This window comes from Rhizobium cerradonense (assembly GCF_030182455.1).
GTDB lineage: Bacteria > Pseudomonadota > Alphaproteobacteria > Rhizobiales > Rhizobiaceae > Rhizobium.
On record NZ_JAQJCK010000040.1, the window covers coordinates 1 to 16,277 of the forward strand.

Genomic DNA, 16,277 nt, shown 5'->3' on the forward strand with positions numbered 1-16,277 from the left:
TGGGGACCACGCTCGTTGAAGCGCATGACCCAGTCCCGAACGATCTGGAGCGTGACATTGCCGAGACGGGCGGCATCGGAACGCGAGCCTCCGTCATAGATCGACGCGAGCGCCAACAAACGTCGTGCCTGGGCGGCGTCCTTCGTCTGCCGCGCCAGCCGCCGCAGACCTTCTCCGTCAAAATCCTCACGCAATGAAATCCCTGATCGCATCGCAGACCTCCGGTTTGCTCCAGAGATTCAGATTCACCGCGTTTTGGGAAGGCCAAAGAGTCAAGTTAAACGGGACGCGGTATAAGTCCGCCGCGGGAACGTCCCATGCCGCCATCGTCTCCATCCCCTTTTTTCCCGTGGCCGCGTGCTGGTGAACGCGGACACAGGTCGAGTCGATCATGACGATGTCGCCATCGTAGGCCTCAGATACCGCTTCAAGAAGCCGATCCCAGACCACGGCTTTCCGCCAGCGGACTAAGCGGTTGTAACAGGTGGTCGGCGGGCCATCGCGTTCCGGGACTTCCGCCCAGGGCTAGCCCGTTCGAAACCGCCAGAAAATGCCATTCAGTACCCGCCGATCATCAACGCGGGCAACGCCTCGTAGCTTGTTGGGCAACAACGGCGATTCGTGGTCGGTCAGTTCGTAGCGACGACGTGTCATTAAAGGCTTCCTTATTCGGAAACCTGTGAATCACAGCGCGCCATAAACGCCAAGCATTTTTATAAGTTTACGTCGTAGCAGAAAGCAGGGCCCCCGGACCAGTCAGCTCCGGGATCCACTGACGTGGGTCGATAAACTTCTGGCCGATGATGAGAGCTGTGAGATAGCCGTCGAGATCGCTCATCGACCAGACCGGTGACACACGGGACGACGTGCTCTAACGAAGGCTTCGAACGCCTCGTCATCGAGCTTCGGTCGTGTCGTCGTCCCTTGGCTGTTCTGTGTCATGCCGCCCGTCGCTCCCGATCTGCAATGTCCTCGCGTCGCGCCTTCCAATCCCACGGAAAGGGGGTTTTCATCCGGTCGGCTTTCACTTTGCCGGAGATTATGCGTTCCAGCACACCCTCGCCGGAAAGGCCACCGGAACGACCCTCTCCGCCCTCGGCGGCAGCCCTTCGCGATCCGTGGTAGGCATCTCAATGTAAAACTTGCTGCTCGCCGCAGTGATCTGACAACCGGAATAAACGCCGATGTCGAAGACCGCGCTAACGGATGGGCGAGGGTGTGTTTCTTGATCCATTTCCAAACGAGGTTCGCGTTGACTCCATGTAAGCGGCAAGTTTCGATACCGATGCGCCCGGCTCAAGGCACAACGCAGGCCGCAACAGGCGGTCCTACGATCATTGATCGAAAAGGCGTCGCCCATTCCGACCAACAGCCGCACGGCAAGTTTTTGATCTTCGTCCATCACAAGCTGTCCACCTCTTTTAGGTGGACAGCTTGTGCCAAAGAGCACTCAATTACAGAAGGTGCGCGGAAATTCACACTTGAGTTGCAATTGTCAAGGAATGAACGTAGCAAGCTTCAGGGCCAGCCTTTGGCGTGTCATGTCCATTGGCGAAAGAAAATGGGCCGATCTGGCGCTTCTTGCGTTCGAGGAGAGGTGAGGGCTACGATTGTTCCTGTTCGCCAGCAGTCGGAAACGATGTAATCGACCATCTTATGAGATTTACGGCATGCTGAAGGATCTCCTCAGTCTCAGAATGGCTGGGAGAAGCGGCGATGACATGTCCGATTCGATCTTGGTAATTACCTTTTCTCACAATCTGCGTATTCGGTTCGATGTAAAAGTTGACCTCGATCACACCTGGTATCGCAGTTGCTCGGCTGGCACCCTTGATCCATTTAAGGATGCCATCACTATTAGGAACAAGGTTCCGTGCGGTCGCAATTTGCGAATGCGTTGCGCGCGCATCCCATGCCGCGCCGATGACAAGTTTGATGTGCTCGCTGATCAGGTCGACCCCGTAAGCCAACCGGATCAATCGAGGATCGGGCGCGCCAACGATACGTGGATTAACTTCAATAACGACCGGTCCCCGCTTCGTCCACCGGAGTTCAATGTTCGTTGGCCCCCAACTGAGGTCGAGAGCTCTCAAAGAGCTAAGAGAAACGTCAGCAATCCGCGCATAGTCGTCATGGCTTAGTGCAGCCGGAAAAGTAGTCTCACGAAAGACGAAATAAGGTGGCGGGCAGAAGGCTGCAGACGCAATCCCTATGACCTTATTTTCCATCGCCGCAGTGCAATAGTATGGCCCCAGTATGAACTCCTCAACCAATATCTTCGGCGACGATTGCCATATGTATGTTCCGTCGAGCAGATAGGTAGTATGTTCGGCCAACTCATCGCCATCACGGCATAATCGAACACCAGTGCTGCCACTTCCTGCAGCCGGCTTAACGATCACTGGCATGCCGATCTCCGTAGCAGAGTATTTTACGTCAGCGGCATTTGTTGCTACCCTATAAGCTGGTATCGGAACGTTGGCCTGTGCGAGGAGTTGTCGTTGAGCGCACTTGTCGCAGCATTGTTCAATCGAGGCGGGATCCGGCCCCGGTAGGTCGAAATACCGACAGAGCTTGGCCACAGTCACATACAGTGACTCATCTAAGGCTGTAAAGCCGGTGATGCCAACAATGTCATAGCTTCCACGCAGGCGCGAACATTCGCGGATCAAAGCATGGAGGTCGTCGGTGTCAACATGGATTGCTTCCGCCTTTTCCGCTGCAAGATAGCCATACCGGATTGGGTCGGACGACAAGGTAATCGGATGGAGGCCAAGACGCCGCGCGGCTTGAATATATAGTGGGCCATTACCCCTGTCCCCTTCAATAAGGACGAGCGCTCTTTTTGTCATCAGCGTTGGCCTCCAATGTAGCGAGAATTGACGTTGATTACCGGCTATTTTCAGCTAGCTTAAACTCAGATGAGCGTATCATTGCCGGCAATTTTGTGTCGTAAAATTTGTGTAAATCTTCTTATGTACCGTAGCTACCGCCGACAATTGCTCCAGACATTCGATACGGCGGAATCGTGAAATTGGTTGTGCCATCCTCGTCCCGCTGAGGCCGTGCACCATTTCGTCACTATATTTTCTAGGCGCATCGGATCGTACGCATACGGAGCAGACCACAGGAATTCGCATGACGTGCGTGCTGTTGTTGTCTGATGGATATCCACAAAGACAAGATCGATAACGCTGTGCTGGCGCTGCGATGGCTGACGCTGCATGACAGGTATCGAGCCTGGAAGGGTTTCGTCGCCCGTGAAGAACGCCGTTTTGTATCCCCACGCCGAGAACCGCCTTGTTTTGTTAGACTGATGCCGTTGTTTTGCTGAGGTGAGCGCTATCGCCACGTTGCTAACAACGAGGATAACGACGTGTCTATTCATCAGCTTGAGATTCGGACCGGGACCGTACCGGCGGCGGAAGTTTACGCGGGCTGCCAAAGAGGCGATTGTTTCAGAGACTTTGAGCGGCGAAACGACAGTGACGGATGTTGCGCGACGTTACGACGTTGATCGGTCACTGGTTTATCGGTGGCGTCGCGAGTTTGGCGTTGCAGAGAGACTGGAGGAGCCACGCGCCTTCGTCCCGGTGAAGGTACAACAGGCGGCGGACGCGGCAATCGCAATGCCCGGTGCTGCGACGGTGCGCGAAAAGTTCAGCTGCCGCGACTGTGAGAAGATCAGCCAGGCGCCGGCACCTTTCCATGTCATCCCCAGGGGCTGGGCAGGTCCGAGCCTTCTGGCGATGATCCTGTGCGACAAGTTCGGCCAACACATCCCGTTGAACCGGCAGGTCGAACGCTTTGCGCTTGCCGTCATCTCGCCGATCGCCATCGAGATGGTCCGTCGGATCGATGCGCTGTTCGAGATCGAACGTCAAATCAATGGCCAGACGGCTGATGAGCGCAAAGCGACCCGTCAGCAGCATAGCAAGCCCCTGATATCAGACATGGACGTTTGGATGCGCGAGCAACGTGCCAAGCTTTCCCGCGACAATGATCTGGCCAAGGCGTTCGACTACATGCTGAACCGCGGGGCTTCGTTTAATCGAGATGCAGTTCGTCGATCCGCCGCATCAGGGTCAGATCGCCGTCTGACACAGGACGCGGCGGATAATAGAGGCTACCACGACTGAAGCCGAGAAGCTTCGCCTGGCGGACGACCGACAGTTTGTGCTCGCGGTTGATCATTTCTTTCCGCTCAGCAGTCCGGCTTTGCCGAGCGCACCGGATAAAAAATCATTCTCCAGCGTCAGTTCTCCAAACTTGGCATGCAGGGTTTTGACATCCACGGTTGGGGCCGCCGGTTCCGCCTTGGCTTCATCGCCAAAAACGCCGGTGGCCCCCTCAAGGAGCTGGTCTTTCCACTGTTTGATCTGATTGGCGTGCACGTCGAACTGCTGGGATAATTCCACCAGCGTCTGCTCGCCCCTGATGGCGGCAAGAGCCACCTTCGCCTTGAAAGCCGGGCTGTGGTTCCGGCGCGGTCGTCTTGTCATGCTCTCTCCTGTTTCTGGCATCTAAGCCAAATTCAGGCAGAAATTCCACTTATCCCGGCTGTTCAAATTTCCCGAGCCAGCTCTCCCTTCCAGGCTCGATATCTGTTATGCAGCGCCAGCACAGCGTCATCGATCTTGTCTTCGTCGATATCCATCAGACAACAATAGCACGCGCGTCATGCGAATTCCTGTGGTCCATGCCGTATGCGTACTCCTTTCCGATGCTTGGGTGAGTTGTAAAGCAAGACCTCACTTTACCATCACTCGAAGTGCAGCACCCCACGCCCGATACGGATGGGGGCAAGCCGAATACCCCATCTATAGCGCACGCTGTGACTTTGTCGGAGAACCTCGAACCGCTGAGGTCGATGCCGTTTTAGGCATAGCGCTCAATCTGCCGGTTCGCCGCTCCAGCGGCTAATGTTGGATTTCTTGAACTGGATCATGGCCGGGAGGTTCCGTCCTGCTAAGCGCGGCGCGCACCTGTCACCACAATCGGCCCGCCGGAGGATTACTTCATTCAAGGTATTTTATCATTATCATCGTATCCAACAGTCCACCACAAACCGACTTGTTAAAGCGTATGATGCCAAGGTCTGAAAAGCCCCATTTGAGATAGGCGCTCCTTGCGAATTTGACAGAGACTATGGCTTCGAGCCACATATGACCAAGCTTCTCTTTTCGCGCCTCAGCAATTGCCGAATTAAGGAGTTGTCTGCCTAGTCCAAGTCTTTGAGCCCCTGGTAGGAGATAAATTCTTGATATTTCTGCACCACTGGCCTCTTGCGTAATGGGATTCGTAGAGCCAATTATCATGGTGAGAAACCCTACAATTGAACCATCTAGCTGCGCGACCCATAGCCTTGTATCGGCCCGCTTCAACAGCTTTGCAAACGCGTTAGCATTAAAAGTCGCGAGTTGGTTTGCCAAGGCCGCGCTACTATTCCACAGACATCCATAAGCGGCTGCATATGCCGCTGAACCAACTGTGCTCAGGCTATCCACATCCGCAGGCGTCGCTGTCCGGATTATGGACGGGGAAAATTCTTGATCTAGAGGCATTTCTAATCTCTCAGGTTCCGTCGAGCGTGCGAGTTCCTTATTCTGGCGAGACGTCTCATTCGCCAGAGTTGAAACTTTCACCGCTTCTTACCCAAACTCAAGCGACCGCAATGGGTAGTTGTTTTTCGATTCGCCAGCTTCTTAAATAAGGGATTTGGCAAGGTCATGGTGAAGCCTTCTGCATAATGCTCGATGGCTTGACACCATTCCGAGCGGGTGATCAAAGGCTTGACGCAGCGATCATATGGCGACGTGACTATGACGTGCGGCTGTTGGCGAATCTGTTCAGCGTCATTGGTCATGCGCCAGTCCCGCGATCTGTTGGAAATTCCCAAATGTCGATTGCGCAGCAATGTCCTTTGCCTTGGCTTTGCAAGCGGTCAGCCGATAGCGTCTTGCTCGAAGTTCCAAGGCATCAGAGCCTCTAAATCTTGAGCGCTCCATCGGTTGGCCATCCGAACTAACGTTGGTGTCAGCGAGGCGAGAGGATCGACTCCTTTGTCTTGGCGGTCTGCAACAGGGTGTCCGAGCCGGGTTCATAAACCCGGGTTTCTGGCTTTTGAAGCAAAGTTCACTTATCCCTTTCACCCATTGGTTGACCAAACCCTATTTGTAACTGGCAACCATGAGCACGACGGTATTCACTACCTGCTCATTCGACTGGCACATGATGGTTCATTTCAAATCCTCGCAAGGATGTTTGATTCTGCGGCAAGTTCGATCGAGCTCGTCGCCGAGCCGCGCCTTTTGGCAGCGAAGCTCGTTGAACGAGCGCGCTTTCCTTGATTCTCTCGTAACCTATTGCCCGACGCAAAAGCCAAAGGGATAGGGCATGAGAAAGCAATTTCGCATGCAATGGATCTGTTCGTCACAGCCCGGCCGATGGATCTGAGCGACACCCAACGCGCGAAAGTATTAACACTCCTGCAACTATTGCTGACGGAAGCGGCGGCAGAGCTGCCCGCCGAGCTGGAGTCGACGCCGAACGGGAGGCAAATGATGAGTAAGATCACCGCCCCAAAGACGGCAGTACAGCCTGGTTGAACGCGCTCGACGGTTAGGTTGGGGGACCGTTCAGATCGTGGACGATGACCTTGGACGATCTGGCGGTGGCACGGCCCGCCCCGGATTCGAGGAACCAAGGGCGAAAGCTTCCCTAGCGCTCTTCCTCACGGGGCAATAGGGAGGAAAGTTTACCGAATGCAGGGCCGAAAGTCGGTAACGAGTTCCAGGTCAGGGTTGGCTAGGGTAGAACTTGGCGATTGTAGTAGCTGCGGATCCGGTTATTGGAGCGCACCGCGCACAATAGGGCTTTCTTCGATCTGATGGCGCGGTGCGGTCTGAACCGCGCCGGGAGAAAAGTCTTTAGCCTCCCGCGAACGCTAGTATTTGGCAAGCGAAACTGTCTCCACAAATGATACGTTTGAATTATCAATGATCATATAAAACAAATGTTGCATAGTATCGCTCCTTGCGATAGTGATTGTTCTGGATCAGGAGTGCCCTAGTGGTCTGGTCCGCGTAACGAGCTTTGGGCGCGTAGCGCTTCCGGCTAAGAAACTCAGCAAAAGGGGAACAAGGTATGAACAGATTCCTGGCAAGATTAGCCGCCACCGCAGCGGTAGCACTTTTGTCGCTCGCGTGTTCTGTTTCGGCTCATGCTGGCGAAGTACTTGATCGCGTCCTAGCCAAAAAGACGCTGACAGTGGCGACGTCGGTAGGCTGGCCGCCGGCTTCGTTCGTAAATGACAAGGGCGAGCTTGACGGCTTCGACGTTGAGGTTGCTAAAGGCGTGGCGAAATACCTTGGCGTTAACATCAAATTTGTTACGCCGGACTGGAATATCGTGACATCAGCGAAGTGGGAAGGCCGCTGGGACCTTACCATGGGTCAGATGGTCCCGACCAAAGCGCGTGCGGAAAAATTCGACTTCCCCGGTGTGTACATCTACTACAACACTGTCGCCGTGGTTCATAAGGATAGCAAGGCGACCAAGCCTGCTGATCTCAATGGCAAGCTGATCGGTGTCACGGCAGGATCTTCGGAAGAATCCTACGCTAAACATACGCTAGAAATCTATGGCGCTCCACCCGTGCAGTATGAATTTACGCCCGGCGAAGTGAGGAGCTACGAAGGCACCCCCAGTGCATCGGACGACCTTCGCCTTGGCGACGGTGTCCGTCTGGACGGCTGGGTGACCGATGATCAAGGTGCGAAACAGGCCATCAAGTCCGGCTATCCACTCAAGATCATTGGAGCGTCCCTTGCCGCTACCCCCGGAGCGATCGCCATCCTTAAGGGGGACAAGGAGTTCAACGATAAGGTCGCCGAAGCCATCAAGAGCATGAGAGATGATGGCACCCTCTCCAAGATTTCCTTGAAGTGGTACGGGTCGGACTACACCACGGGAAAGTGAGTTGGTGAAGCTGCGGCCAAGCTTCGTCTTCCATTCATCGGAAGGACATTTACATGCTTTATCCGGATACAGTTGAATCCGAAGTACTTGTACATAAGCCATGGTTTATCGCCTCAATTTTCGCGGTCGTGCTCGCAATTTTCATGGCAATTAATCTCACGGGCACTACAATGGGCGAGGTTATGCGCCCGGTTATAGGCAATCCGCTGGAAAGCGGTTTTTACGGGCGTTTCGCGATCGCTTTCACAATCTCGATTATGTTCAGTTTCAATCTGGTGCTGATCGGCTTTGCGCCGATAAAGATACAGATCGGCGTAGTCTGGCTCGAGCTCCTCATCTTGTTCATCGGGTTCTTCCAGGTCTTTGATCTCAGTGTACCATTCATTTGGGATAAGCTTCCCTTCTTGATTTCCCAAGGTGTCGTTACAACACTGTATGTCTCGGCGATTTCCCTCATCTTCTCATCGATGATCGGAATCGCAGCTGCGATAGCAAAGCTTTCTACCAACGGCTTTGCTTACGGTGTTGCCAGCTTCTACACTTCCTTTTTCCGTGGCATGCCGCTTCTGATGCAGATCTACTTGATCTATCTCGGACTGCCCCAGTTGGGCATTGTGATGGACGCCGTCCCATCAGGCATCTTGGCCCTGTCGCTATGCGTCGGAGCATACATGACGGAAATCTTCCGATCTGGCATCGCGAGCATTGATCGCGGTCAGTGGGAGGCATCCCGATCTATGGGCTTCGGCTTTGGCCTCACTATGCGCAGGATAATCCTGCCTCAAGCGCTCCCCGTGATTATCCCGCCAATGGGAAATATGTTCATTGGGATGCTGAAGGACAGTTCGCTTGTATCTGTCCTTGGTGTTTGGGAACTGACGTTTCTTGCCCGCACGATCGGCCAGCCAACCTTCCATCACTTGGAAATGTTGATTGCCGCTGCTGTCATCTATTGGATCTTGTCCGTCTGCCTGGAAGTGGTCCAGTCCAGGATCGAACGTCATTATGCAAGGAGTAAGGTACGATGACATTGGCTACCATACATCATCTCAGAGACGGTCTCGATAAAGGCAAGGCTTCAGAGGTCACCATTAACCGGCAGGGCGCTCAGTCAACTTCGGACCAAGCGTCGGCAAACCCACTACAGGCTACAATGAGTTCCGATAAGATCATCGAAGCAACCAACGTCTCCAAGTGGTACGGTGTGTTTAAAGCATTGACGGATGTCAATCTCACGGTTCGCAAAGGCGAACGCATTGTCATCTGTGGCCCCTCTGGTTCTGGCAAGTCGACGCTAATCCGATGCTTTAATCGACTGGAAGCACATCAGGAAGGCGAGATCACCGTCACTGGCATCAGGCTCTACAACAAGATGCGAGACGTCAAGGAGGTGCGCAAGAACGTCGGGATGGTATTCCAGCACTTTAATCTATTCCCGCACATGACGGTGCTGATGAATTGCATGGCTGCTCCGATGTGGATCAAGGGCGTGCCCGAAGCTAAGGCCAAGAAGACTGCGCTGAAGTTCCTTGAACGTGTGCGAATCCCTGAACAGGCAAATAAGTACCCGGTTCAGCTTTCCGGCGGCCAGCAACAGCGCGTGGCGATCGCCCGGTCACTCTGTATGGAACCTGCGGTTATGTTATTTGACGAGCCCACTTCGGCCCTTGACCCGGAAATGGTTTCCGAAGTGCTGGAAACCATGACGAGCCTCGCCCGCGATGGTATGACGATGGTTTGCGTGACGCACGAAATGAGTTTCGCTCGAGCGGTCGCTGACCGGGTGATCTTCATGGACAAGGGGCAGATCGTCGAAGAAGCCGCTCCGAATGACTTCTTTACCAACCCCCAACATGACAGGACGAAGCTCTTCCTCAGCCAAATCATCAAACATTAGGTGAATGCCGGAAGCAGTAGCAGCCGCGGCAGCCTTCATCGAGAATAATTGGACTCGAGTCCGGAGAAGCAAGCTGACGAGACAGCGCGCGACCATCACGCGATCACCATCTACCTAAAGGTACCTCTTGTAGGATCCTTCGGACAGGCGGACGCCGCGAACTTGATGCAACGCGTGCGGCAAGTCCCCTGGGACACCGCTTCGATGCTTCGTTGTGCCGTGCTGCTTATCACCGTTTTTTCACCGGCAGGCACCGACAGGGCAAAATGTTGACGAGATCGCAGAACACCGCGGAGAAATGGTGCTCTGTTAAATGCACACCTCCACCTGATGAAGTTCTGACGGGAGGAGAAACATAGGAATTCTGCTGAGCCAGACTCTGCATGAAGTCAAGAGGAACCTTCTATGGGTAGTATCGAACTTGGTGGACAATTATTCCTGGATGGGCGGGCGTCCGATCCTCGAGAACTCGGGTTAATGAATGGTGCGCCATCAGTTGCAGAAAAGTGCGTCACCTACGAAAGTGACACATTTCTCGATTTCCCACAAATCCGATGGTCGCTGTCGCACATGCGCGAACTAAGGCCCACGCTCAACGTAAGGCGGGGCGGAAGCGTGTCGTCGCCGTTGGAATATGAAGACATGAGCGAGACAATTGACGCTTTGACATTCACCGATATGAATGGCCGTGTGCGAACCTTTGCGGACGCGTTGTTCGATACGTATACGGATGGCTTTCTGGTACTCCGCCGTGGCCGCATCATTTACGAGCGCTACTTTGGTGCTCTTCAACGACACCTACCTCATGCGTGCCACTCGATCACGAAGTCTTACGCGGGCACTCTCGCCGCCTCGTTTGTCCACGAAGGCGTACTTGATGACCAGAATACGATTCTTTCGTATTTGCCCGAGCTTCGGGGCACAGCGTGGGAAGATGCGACGCTGCGGCAAGTTATGGACATGCGAACGGGGCTGAATTACTCGGAGGAGTATTCTGATAGCGATGCGAGCGTGTGGAAATATGCACGCGCCTCTGGTTGGCGTCCTCGGTCCGGTAATTACGATGGGCCAAAAACGATATATGACTACTTGAAGACCATCACTAAGAATGGCGCGCACGGCAAGGCACTCGCTTATAAAACCGTCAATACGGAAGTGATGACGTGGGTACTGGAGCGAGTGACTGGCCGCGCGTTCGCAGATCTGCTTCACGAACGCCTCTGGGCGCCTCTTGGATGCGAAGAAGACGGATACATCCTCACCGACGCCGCTGGCACGGCGATCGCCGGGGCAGGGTTGTCGGCGACATTACGCGACATGGCGCGCTTCGGTGAGTTGATGCGTCGAGAGGGCGCTTGGGGCGGAAAGCAACTGATACCGGCTTCTGTGGTGCAAGACGTGCAGCAGCACACCGACCTCACTAGATCTGTCAACGCAGACGAGTATCGCAGCATGTGGTGGGGCGCGCCCAAGGAGATGGGTGGCTTCCTAGCAGCAGGAATCCATGGGCAGCGGTTGTACGTTCTGCCCGATCATGAATTGTTGATTGCACGGTTCGCTTCGCATCCAATCGCGTCAGCTTCCGCGAGTGAACCAATTATTGCACCCCAAATGGTTGCGTTGACACGCTTATTGCGCGAATAGCGCCTCGCACACCCCGCGCTAGCTCCTGACACCGTTGCCCGAGAAGCAGGGCGCTTCCTTTGCCATCGGCGGCATTTCGCGGCCGGTGCTGCGCGTGGCTTCAACCCAGTCCGATGTAGCAATTTTCTGGCCGCTCGTTCTGGGGGATCACCAGCATTATCGAAGGGTACGCCCGAAAACGGGTAACATGAACGCCGATGCACCTTGCTTATCCGAGGTCGTCGGCCCGCGATAGGAAAACAGAATGCGCGACTTAACTCTCCTGCAAAGGCTCACGGGGATCAACCCAGATCAAGTTGGAAAGCACCGCTCCAAGCTGGCTATCTCCACGGGTCAGGGAACTCCAGTCGAACTTCCCATGACAATTGTCCGTTCGGGACCTGGTCCGCTTGTTTTGTTTGCAGGCGGGTGTCACGGGGATGAGTACGAGGGCTCCACTGCTCTCCTCAAGCTCGCTCGAGAGCTTGAACCTTCAGATCTGTCGAATGGTGGCGTCGTGATCATGCCGATAATTAACCCACCGGCCATTGAAATGGGCACTAGGGCATCTCCAATGGACGGAAAGGATCTAAATCGCGTTTATCCTGGCAAAAGCGATGGCTCCGTTAGTGAACGCATTGCTTACTTCATTACGAATGCAATCCTACCCCACGTAATTGCGGCACTAGACCTGCATGCAGGCGGGTACACGACTTCTATGGTTCCGAGTATTATGGGCCACTTCTTTGAAGATGATCCCCAGCGTACTCATGCCACAATTGAGATGATGCGATCATTTAGAGCGCCAATGGGAATCCTGATTAAGGAATTCAATACGGAAGGTATGCTCGACACTACCGTCGAGAAAATGGGTCTCCTGTTCGGATGCTGCGAACTTGGCGGTGGGGGAATGCCGACCTCAGAGTCTATAGCCGTCGCGAAGATCGGTGTTCGAAATATCATGAAGCATTTCGGCTTAATGCAGGGCGCGCTGGAAACACCGTCTTGGAGGGGGGCGAGACGCAGCGTGCTCGTTGAAGCTTTGAGCGACCGCCACTATAGCAAGGCAACTCAGAGCGGCATCTTTGAACCCCTTGTGGACATTGGGGAACTCGTGGAAGCCGGGCAGGCAATCGGCCATATACACTCGATTGACTGGAGGGGAAGCGACCCCTCGGTGCAATATGCTCCGATCTCCGGCTTGGTTTATTGCCGCCGCACTTTGGGAAAGATTGCATCAGGTGAAACAGTTGCAGTGGTCGCGAGGGAGCGGACGCACGTCTAGTTTTCGCGACGAAAGTCCCCCGCGACCCATGGAAATTACTCATTGCCAGACCTGCAACGTTTGAATCTCAGAGTAAAAGATGCAACAGATGTTGCATTCATCCCTTTGATCAGATAGATGTTCTGCCGTTATGACCCTGAGTGTCTCACGGTGTGCGGGGAGCGAACAATGGATGTAGGGGAGTACATTGAGTTTGACGCCACGGGTCTGGCGTCGCTGGTTGAGACTGGTAAGTTGACGCCTAAAGAGTTGGCGCGCCTAGCCCAGATTGCGACAGAGCGATTCAATCCGCACCTCAATGCGATAATCGAATTTTACGATGATGCCGAAAATGTCCCAGGCGCCGCCGCCGGGCCGTTTCATGGCGTGCCTTTCCTTCGCAAAGATGCTGGTGCTAGCGAGTCAGGCCGCCTACAGGAACGAGGAAGCAGGTTATTTAGGGGATACCGAGCCGAGTCCGACAGCGCTTTTTTTCACCGCGCCCGAAGGTCCGGTCTGAGGACGGTGGGTAGAACAACGCTCACTGAGTTCGGAAGCTCTGGAATGAGTGAATCAACTTTGTACGGGATAACCCGAAACCCCTGGGAACTGAGCCGTTCCGCAGGGGGCTCGTCCTCAGGATCCGCTGCCGCAGTGGCCGCCGGTATAACACCAATAGCCCATGGGAGCGATGGCGGGGGATCACTCCGCGTGCCTGCGTCCTGGTGCGGCGTCATTGGACTGAACCCCTCTGCCGTTCGTATTTTCGATGGGCGGGGTTGCGGAAGTGTTACCGTTGGCTTTAGTCGCGAGTTCATCCTTTGCCGCTCGGTGCGCGACATGGCTGCTGCTTTGGATGTTTTTTCTGATCCTCTCTCGACGGCTCCGCGGAGTATTGTTGGTCCCCCGAACCGTTCTTATTTATATGAGTTGTCCCAACCGTCCCGCCATCTTCGCGTCGGAATTGCAAGAACAAAATGGGGCGCGGTCGAGGTGGACCCCGAGATCTTTGCAACAGTCGAGACAACTGGCTCGATGCTCGAGGAGATGGGGCATATAATCGTCGATATTGACGCACCGTATGATCCAGAACTCAAGACCAAGATTTCGATGGGCCGTGCTCCCCAGGCTACCAGATCACTTGAAGACGAAGCGCGTGCACTGGCCAGGAACATCGACGGAGGTACATTGGAACCGATGAATCTGAAGAAGTTCGAATTTGGTCGCGGCCGGCCCGTTGATATGCAGACCTTGGGGGAAAACATTCGGAAAATAAGGCTGCAAGTCAGCGGCGCGATTGATGCCTTCGATATCCTACTGACGCCGACTATGCCCATCTTCCCTCCGGAACACGGGAGTATCTATTCAACGACGAACGCGACGCTTTCATATGAGGAATTTGCCGAAGCGGATACTGCCCTCTATCAATATCTGGGGATATTTAACGTTACCGGACATCCGTCTGTATCTCTGCCGTTGGCGCAAAGCTCCAATGGGTTGCCGATCGGTGTTCAACTAGTTGCACGAATTGGCGACGAGGCAACATTGGTGCGCATTGCGCGTGACTTGGAGGAGGCACTTCCATGGCGCAAGCGCAGACCAAAATGGTCCTCACAGTGACCGACTAGAAACAGTTCAAATGGAGTTAGCTCGTAATGGTGGTAGGAGGGCCTGTAGATCGGCAAAAATCGATTTGACGGTCTGGCCAACCGCAGAAATATCAATGCAAGCTAAGGTAACACTTGTGGAGAACAAGGTGCTCCGCCAGAAGCTAGTTCGCCCAGCCTGAAAAGTTGTTGATCGGACATTCCATCGCCGAGGGACCATTATGACGAACCATTGTGAAGAAAAAGACACCTGCCAGAAAAGGTCAAGTGCAACCTATGACACGGTCGGCTCAACAGCAACCAACGTATCCGACGGATTCACGATGGTTGCTGTAGGGGATCTCATTGTATCTCGCCCCCTGACCAGAGGTGCAGATGTTGGGTTTGGCGACATCGTAAAAATCCTGCGAGACGCCGATGTCACCTTTGGTAATCTGGAAATGAACATCTTCGATATCCGATCATTCAACGGGAGTCCTCAGGCGGAATACGGCGGTGCATATCATGTTAGTGTCCCGGAGCTTGGTCCTGATCTTAAGGTGATGGGATTCAATATTCTGAGCCGCGCAAACAACCACGCGCTCGATTGGGGCCTTGAAGGTATGCGCGAGACGAGTCGAATTCTCGATGAGTGCGGAATCATTCATGCAGGCGGGGGGGAGAGCCATTCCCAGGCGAGCGCCGCCCGATTTTTGGAGACCGGGCGTGGAAGGGTGGCAATGATTTCGTTCGCTTCGACTTACTTACCGCTATCTCGCGCGGCCGATTCCGCGGGCGAGGCACCAGCAAGGCCGGGATTGAACGCTCTTCGCTTGACGGAGAGTATCGTCGTTCCGAGAGAAATGCTCGAAAGCCTGAAGCAGATTCGCCGGGCATTGCCGGGACCGAAGCCGGACATTGAGGATGAAGATCAGGTCAGGCTCGGGGGCAAGAATTACAAGCTAGGTGAGCGTGTTTCGTTGAGTTACGAGGTCAATCCAAAAGACCTCGCGAGCATTCTCCAGAACGTTCGCCGAGGAAAGCAGTTCGCAGACTTTTGCATTGTAACCAACCATGGCCACGAGCCCGAAAACTGGAGCCAAGAGCCCCCTGATTACGAACGGTCATTCGCTCACAAAATGATCGATGCTGGCGCTGACGCATATATCGTGCACGGGCCACATCAGTTGCGAGGTATTGAGATCTATAAGGGCCGACCAATCTTCTATAGCGTTGGGAACTTCATCATGGATGATCTCCGCACGCCAGTGGGAGCTGACATGTTCGATACCTATAACAAGGATCCACGCACCGATACAGATGCCGAAGTCACCGTTAGTGAGATGGCGGCGGATTTTTCAGATCCGGTCTACTATGAGAGCGTCATCACGGTCAGTCGATTCAAGCACAACCAGCTTTCTGCAATACAACTTTTCCCGATTGATCTTGGTCCCTCTTTGAGACTGGCCAACCGAGGTGTGCCGCGTCTCGCTGCTCCACCCCTCGCGAGGGCGATCCTGGAACGTCTACAGAGATTGTCGCGTGAATTCGGCACCGAGATTGCGATCGAGGACAACATAGGCGTTATCAGACTAGCAGCGTCCAATGCGCCGACTCAATAGGGGCCGAGTATGCGGCGTCCACGCCCCATCGATTTTTCAGTTGCAGTGATCTGAGGTTGATCTACGGCCCGTCAAATGAGCTCACCGAAGAGTACCTGACGAGCTCATTGTGAGGCCTTGATGCGGGCGGCGTAGGCCCAGGGCATGAGGGCATCGATGTCTTTTGCTAGGTGGCCGTTTGCGAGGCTGACGAAGAGATCGCACAGATAGGCGTAGGGTTCAACGCTGTTCATTTTACAAGTGCCGATCAGGCTGGCAAACCGGGCCCAGTTGCGGCCCCCTTCATCGAAGCCGGGTTCATAATG

The 16,277-nt window shown here is 54.4% G+C and carries 13 protein-coding genes and 8 pseudogenes; 12 read left to right on the forward strand and 9 right to left on the reverse strand.

Features of this window, described 5'->3' with window-relative positions; all coding sequences use genetic code 11:
• The 4 genes and pseudogenes from PH547_RS32675 to PH547_RS32690 all read right to left on the reverse strand — a co-directional run.
• A pseudogene (locus tag PH547_RS32675) lies at nucleotides 1-212 on the reverse strand (IS630 family transposase); the annotation flags it as partial.
• A 74-nt stretch (nucleotides 213-286) separates the two neighbouring features.
• A pseudogene (locus PH547_RS32680) lies at nucleotides 287-654 on the reverse strand (IS5 family transposase); the annotation flags it as partial.
• 85 nt (nucleotides 655-739) lie between these two features.
• Nucleotides 740-942: pseudogene (locus PH547_RS32685) on the reverse strand (UPF0149 family protein); the annotation flags it as partial.
• Nucleotides 943-1,604: 662 nt separating this feature from the next.
• On the reverse strand, nucleotides 1,605-2,852 hold the full coding sequence (locus tag PH547_RS32690; RefSeq protein WP_184806239.1) for an ATP-grasp domain-containing protein: 1,248 nt from the start codon (nucleotides 2,850-2,852) through the stop codon (nucleotides 1,605-1,607).
• Nucleotides 2,853-3,163: 311 nt separating this feature from the next.
• On the opposite strand from PH547_RS32690, the pseudogene PH547_RS34005 reads away from it, so the two are divergent.
• From PH547_RS34005 to PH547_RS32700, 3 pseudogenes are all read left to right on the forward strand, one after another.
• Nucleotides 3,164-3,253, forward strand: a pseudogene (locus tag PH547_RS34005) (DUF6429 family protein); the annotation flags it as partial.
• 82 nt (nucleotides 3,254-3,335) lie between these two features.
• Nucleotides 3,336-3,548: pseudogene (locus tag PH547_RS32695) on the forward strand (transposase); the annotation flags it as partial.
• 96 nt (nucleotides 3,549-3,644) lie between these two features.
• Nucleotides 3,645-4,055 (forward strand): annotated as a pseudogene (locus PH547_RS32700) (IS66 family transposase); the annotation flags it as partial.
• On the opposite strand, the pseudogene PH547_RS32705 reads toward PH547_RS32700, so the two are convergent.
• The 4 genes and pseudogenes from PH547_RS32705 to PH547_RS32715 form a co-directional block, all read right to left on the reverse strand.
• Nucleotides 4,051-4,502: pseudogene (locus PH547_RS32705) on the reverse strand (transposase); the annotation flags it as partial. The pseudogenes PH547_RS32700 and PH547_RS32705 overlap by 5 nt on opposite strands.
• Before the next feature lie 83 nt (nucleotides 4,503-4,585).
• Nucleotides 4,586-4,657 (reverse strand): annotated as a pseudogene (locus PH547_RS34010) (DUF6429 family protein); the annotation flags it as partial.
• A 361-nt stretch (nucleotides 4,658-5,018) separates the two neighbouring features.
• Entirely contained in the window at nucleotides 5,019-5,564 is a 546-nt protein-coding gene (locus PH547_RS32710; RefSeq protein WP_246802379.1) for a GNAT family N-acetyltransferase, read from the reverse strand.
• A gap of 77 nt (nucleotides 5,565-5,641) precedes the next feature.
• Nucleotides 5,642-5,866 carry a hypothetical protein gene (locus PH547_RS32715; protein WP_184806235.1) on the reverse strand — a complete coding sequence of 75 codons (225 nt, stop codon included), beginning with the start codon at nucleotides 5,864-5,866 and terminating at the stop codon, nucleotides 5,642-5,644.
• Between the two features lie 289 nt (nucleotides 5,867-6,155).
• On the opposite strand from PH547_RS32715, the gene PH547_RS32725 reads away from it, so the two are divergent.
• From PH547_RS32725 to PH547_RS32770, 9 genes are all read left to right on the forward strand, one after another.
• Nucleotides 6,156-6,350, forward strand: coding sequence for a hypothetical protein (locus PH547_RS32725; protein ID WP_246802378.1), 195 nt, complete (start codon nucleotides 6,156-6,158; stop codon nucleotides 6,348-6,350).
• 69 nt (nucleotides 6,351-6,419) lie between these two features.
• Nucleotides 6,420-6,608 carry a hypothetical protein gene (locus PH547_RS32730; RefSeq protein WP_184806233.1) on the forward strand — a complete coding sequence of 63 codons (189 nt, stop codon included), beginning with the start codon at nucleotides 6,420-6,422 and terminating at the stop codon, nucleotides 6,606-6,608.
• Nucleotides 6,609-7,146: 538 nt separating this feature from the next.
• Entirely contained in the window at nucleotides 7,147-7,980 is an 834-nt protein-coding gene (locus tag PH547_RS32740) for a transporter substrate-binding domain-containing protein (RefSeq protein ID WP_184806231.1), read from the forward strand.
• A gap of 53 nt (nucleotides 7,981-8,033) precedes the next feature.
• The gene (locus PH547_RS32745) at nucleotides 8,034-9,008 is read left to right on the forward strand and encodes an amino acid ABC transporter permease (protein WP_184806230.1); all 975 of its coding nucleotides are present in this window, start codon (nucleotides 8,034-8,036) and stop codon (nucleotides 9,006-9,008) included.
• 125 nt (nucleotides 9,009-9,133) lie between these two features.
• Entirely contained in the window at nucleotides 9,134-9,877 is a 744-nt protein-coding gene (locus tag PH547_RS32750) for an amino acid ABC transporter ATP-binding protein (protein WP_210320799.1), read from the forward strand.
• A 405-nt stretch (nucleotides 9,878-10,282) separates the two neighbouring features.
• Nucleotides 10,283-11,521, forward strand: coding sequence for a serine hydrolase domain-containing protein (locus PH547_RS32755; protein ID WP_184806228.1), 1,239 nt, complete (start codon nucleotides 10,283-10,285; stop codon nucleotides 11,519-11,521).
• A gap of 244 nt (nucleotides 11,522-11,765) precedes the next feature.
• On the forward strand, nucleotides 11,766-12,785 hold the full coding sequence (locus tag PH547_RS32760) for a succinylglutamate desuccinylase/aspartoacylase family protein (protein WP_184806225.1): 1,020 nt from the start codon (nucleotides 11,766-11,768) through the stop codon (nucleotides 12,783-12,785).
• A gap of 168 nt (nucleotides 12,786-12,953) precedes the next feature.
• Entirely contained in the window at nucleotides 12,954-14,384 is a 1,431-nt protein-coding gene (locus PH547_RS32765) for an amidase (protein ID WP_184806222.1), read from the forward strand.
• A gap of 208 nt (nucleotides 14,385-14,592) precedes the next feature.
• Nucleotides 14,593-15,972, forward strand: coding sequence for a CapA family protein (locus PH547_RS32770; protein ID WP_184806219.1), 1,380 nt, complete (start codon nucleotides 14,593-14,595; stop codon nucleotides 15,970-15,972).
• Nucleotides 15,973-16,076: 104 nt separating this feature from the next.
• Here PH547_RS32770 and PH547_RS32775 read toward each other — a convergent pair.
• On the reverse strand, nucleotides 16,077-16,277 hold a 201-nt coding region (locus PH547_RS32775; protein ID WP_285170303.1), incomplete at its 5' end, for a transposase domain-containing protein.

What these genes read in the sequence shown, in the direction of transcription:
- PH547_RS32770 (WP_184806219.1), top strand. Translation starts at nt 14,593, where the DNA reads ATGACGAACCATTGTGAAGAAAAAGACACCTGCCAGAAAAGGTCAAGT.
- PH547_RS32710 (WP_246802379.1), bottom strand. Translation starts at nt 5,564, where the DNA reads ATGCCTCTAGATCAAGAATTTTCCCCGTCCATAATCCGGACAGCGACG.
- PH547_RS32765 (WP_184806222.1), top strand. Translation starts at nt 12,954, where the DNA reads ATGGATGTAGGGGAGTACATTGAGTTTGACGCCACGGGTCTGGCGTCG.
- PH547_RS32750 (WP_210320799.1), top strand. Translation starts at nt 9,134, where the DNA reads ATGAGTTCCGATAAGATCATCGAAGCAACCAACGTCTCCAAGTGGTAC.
- PH547_RS32755 (WP_184806228.1), top strand. Translation starts at nt 10,283, where the DNA reads ATGGGTAGTATCGAACTTGGTGGACAATTATTCCTGGATGGGCGGGCG.
- PH547_RS32740 (WP_184806231.1), top strand. Translation starts at nt 7,147, where the DNA reads ATGAACAGATTCCTGGCAAGATTAGCCGCCACCGCAGCGGTAGCACTT.
- PH547_RS32760 (WP_184806225.1), top strand. Translation starts at nt 11,766, where the DNA reads ATGCGCGACTTAACTCTCCTGCAAAGGCTCACGGGGATCAACCCAGAT.
- PH547_RS32745 (WP_184806230.1), top strand. Translation starts at nt 8,034, where the DNA reads ATGCTTTATCCGGATACAGTTGAATCCGAAGTACTTGTACATAAGCCA.
- PH547_RS32715 (WP_184806235.1), bottom strand. Translation starts at nt 5,866, where the DNA reads ATGACCAATGACGCTGAACAGATTCGCCAACAGCCGCACGTCATAGTC.
- PH547_RS32730 (WP_184806233.1), top strand. Translation starts at nt 6,420, where the DNA reads ATGGATCTGTTCGTCACAGCCCGGCCGATGGATCTGAGCGACACCCAA.
- PH547_RS32690 (WP_184806239.1), bottom strand. Translation starts at nt 2,852, where the DNA reads ATGACAAAAAGAGCGCTCGTCCTTATTGAAGGGGACAGGGGTAATGGC.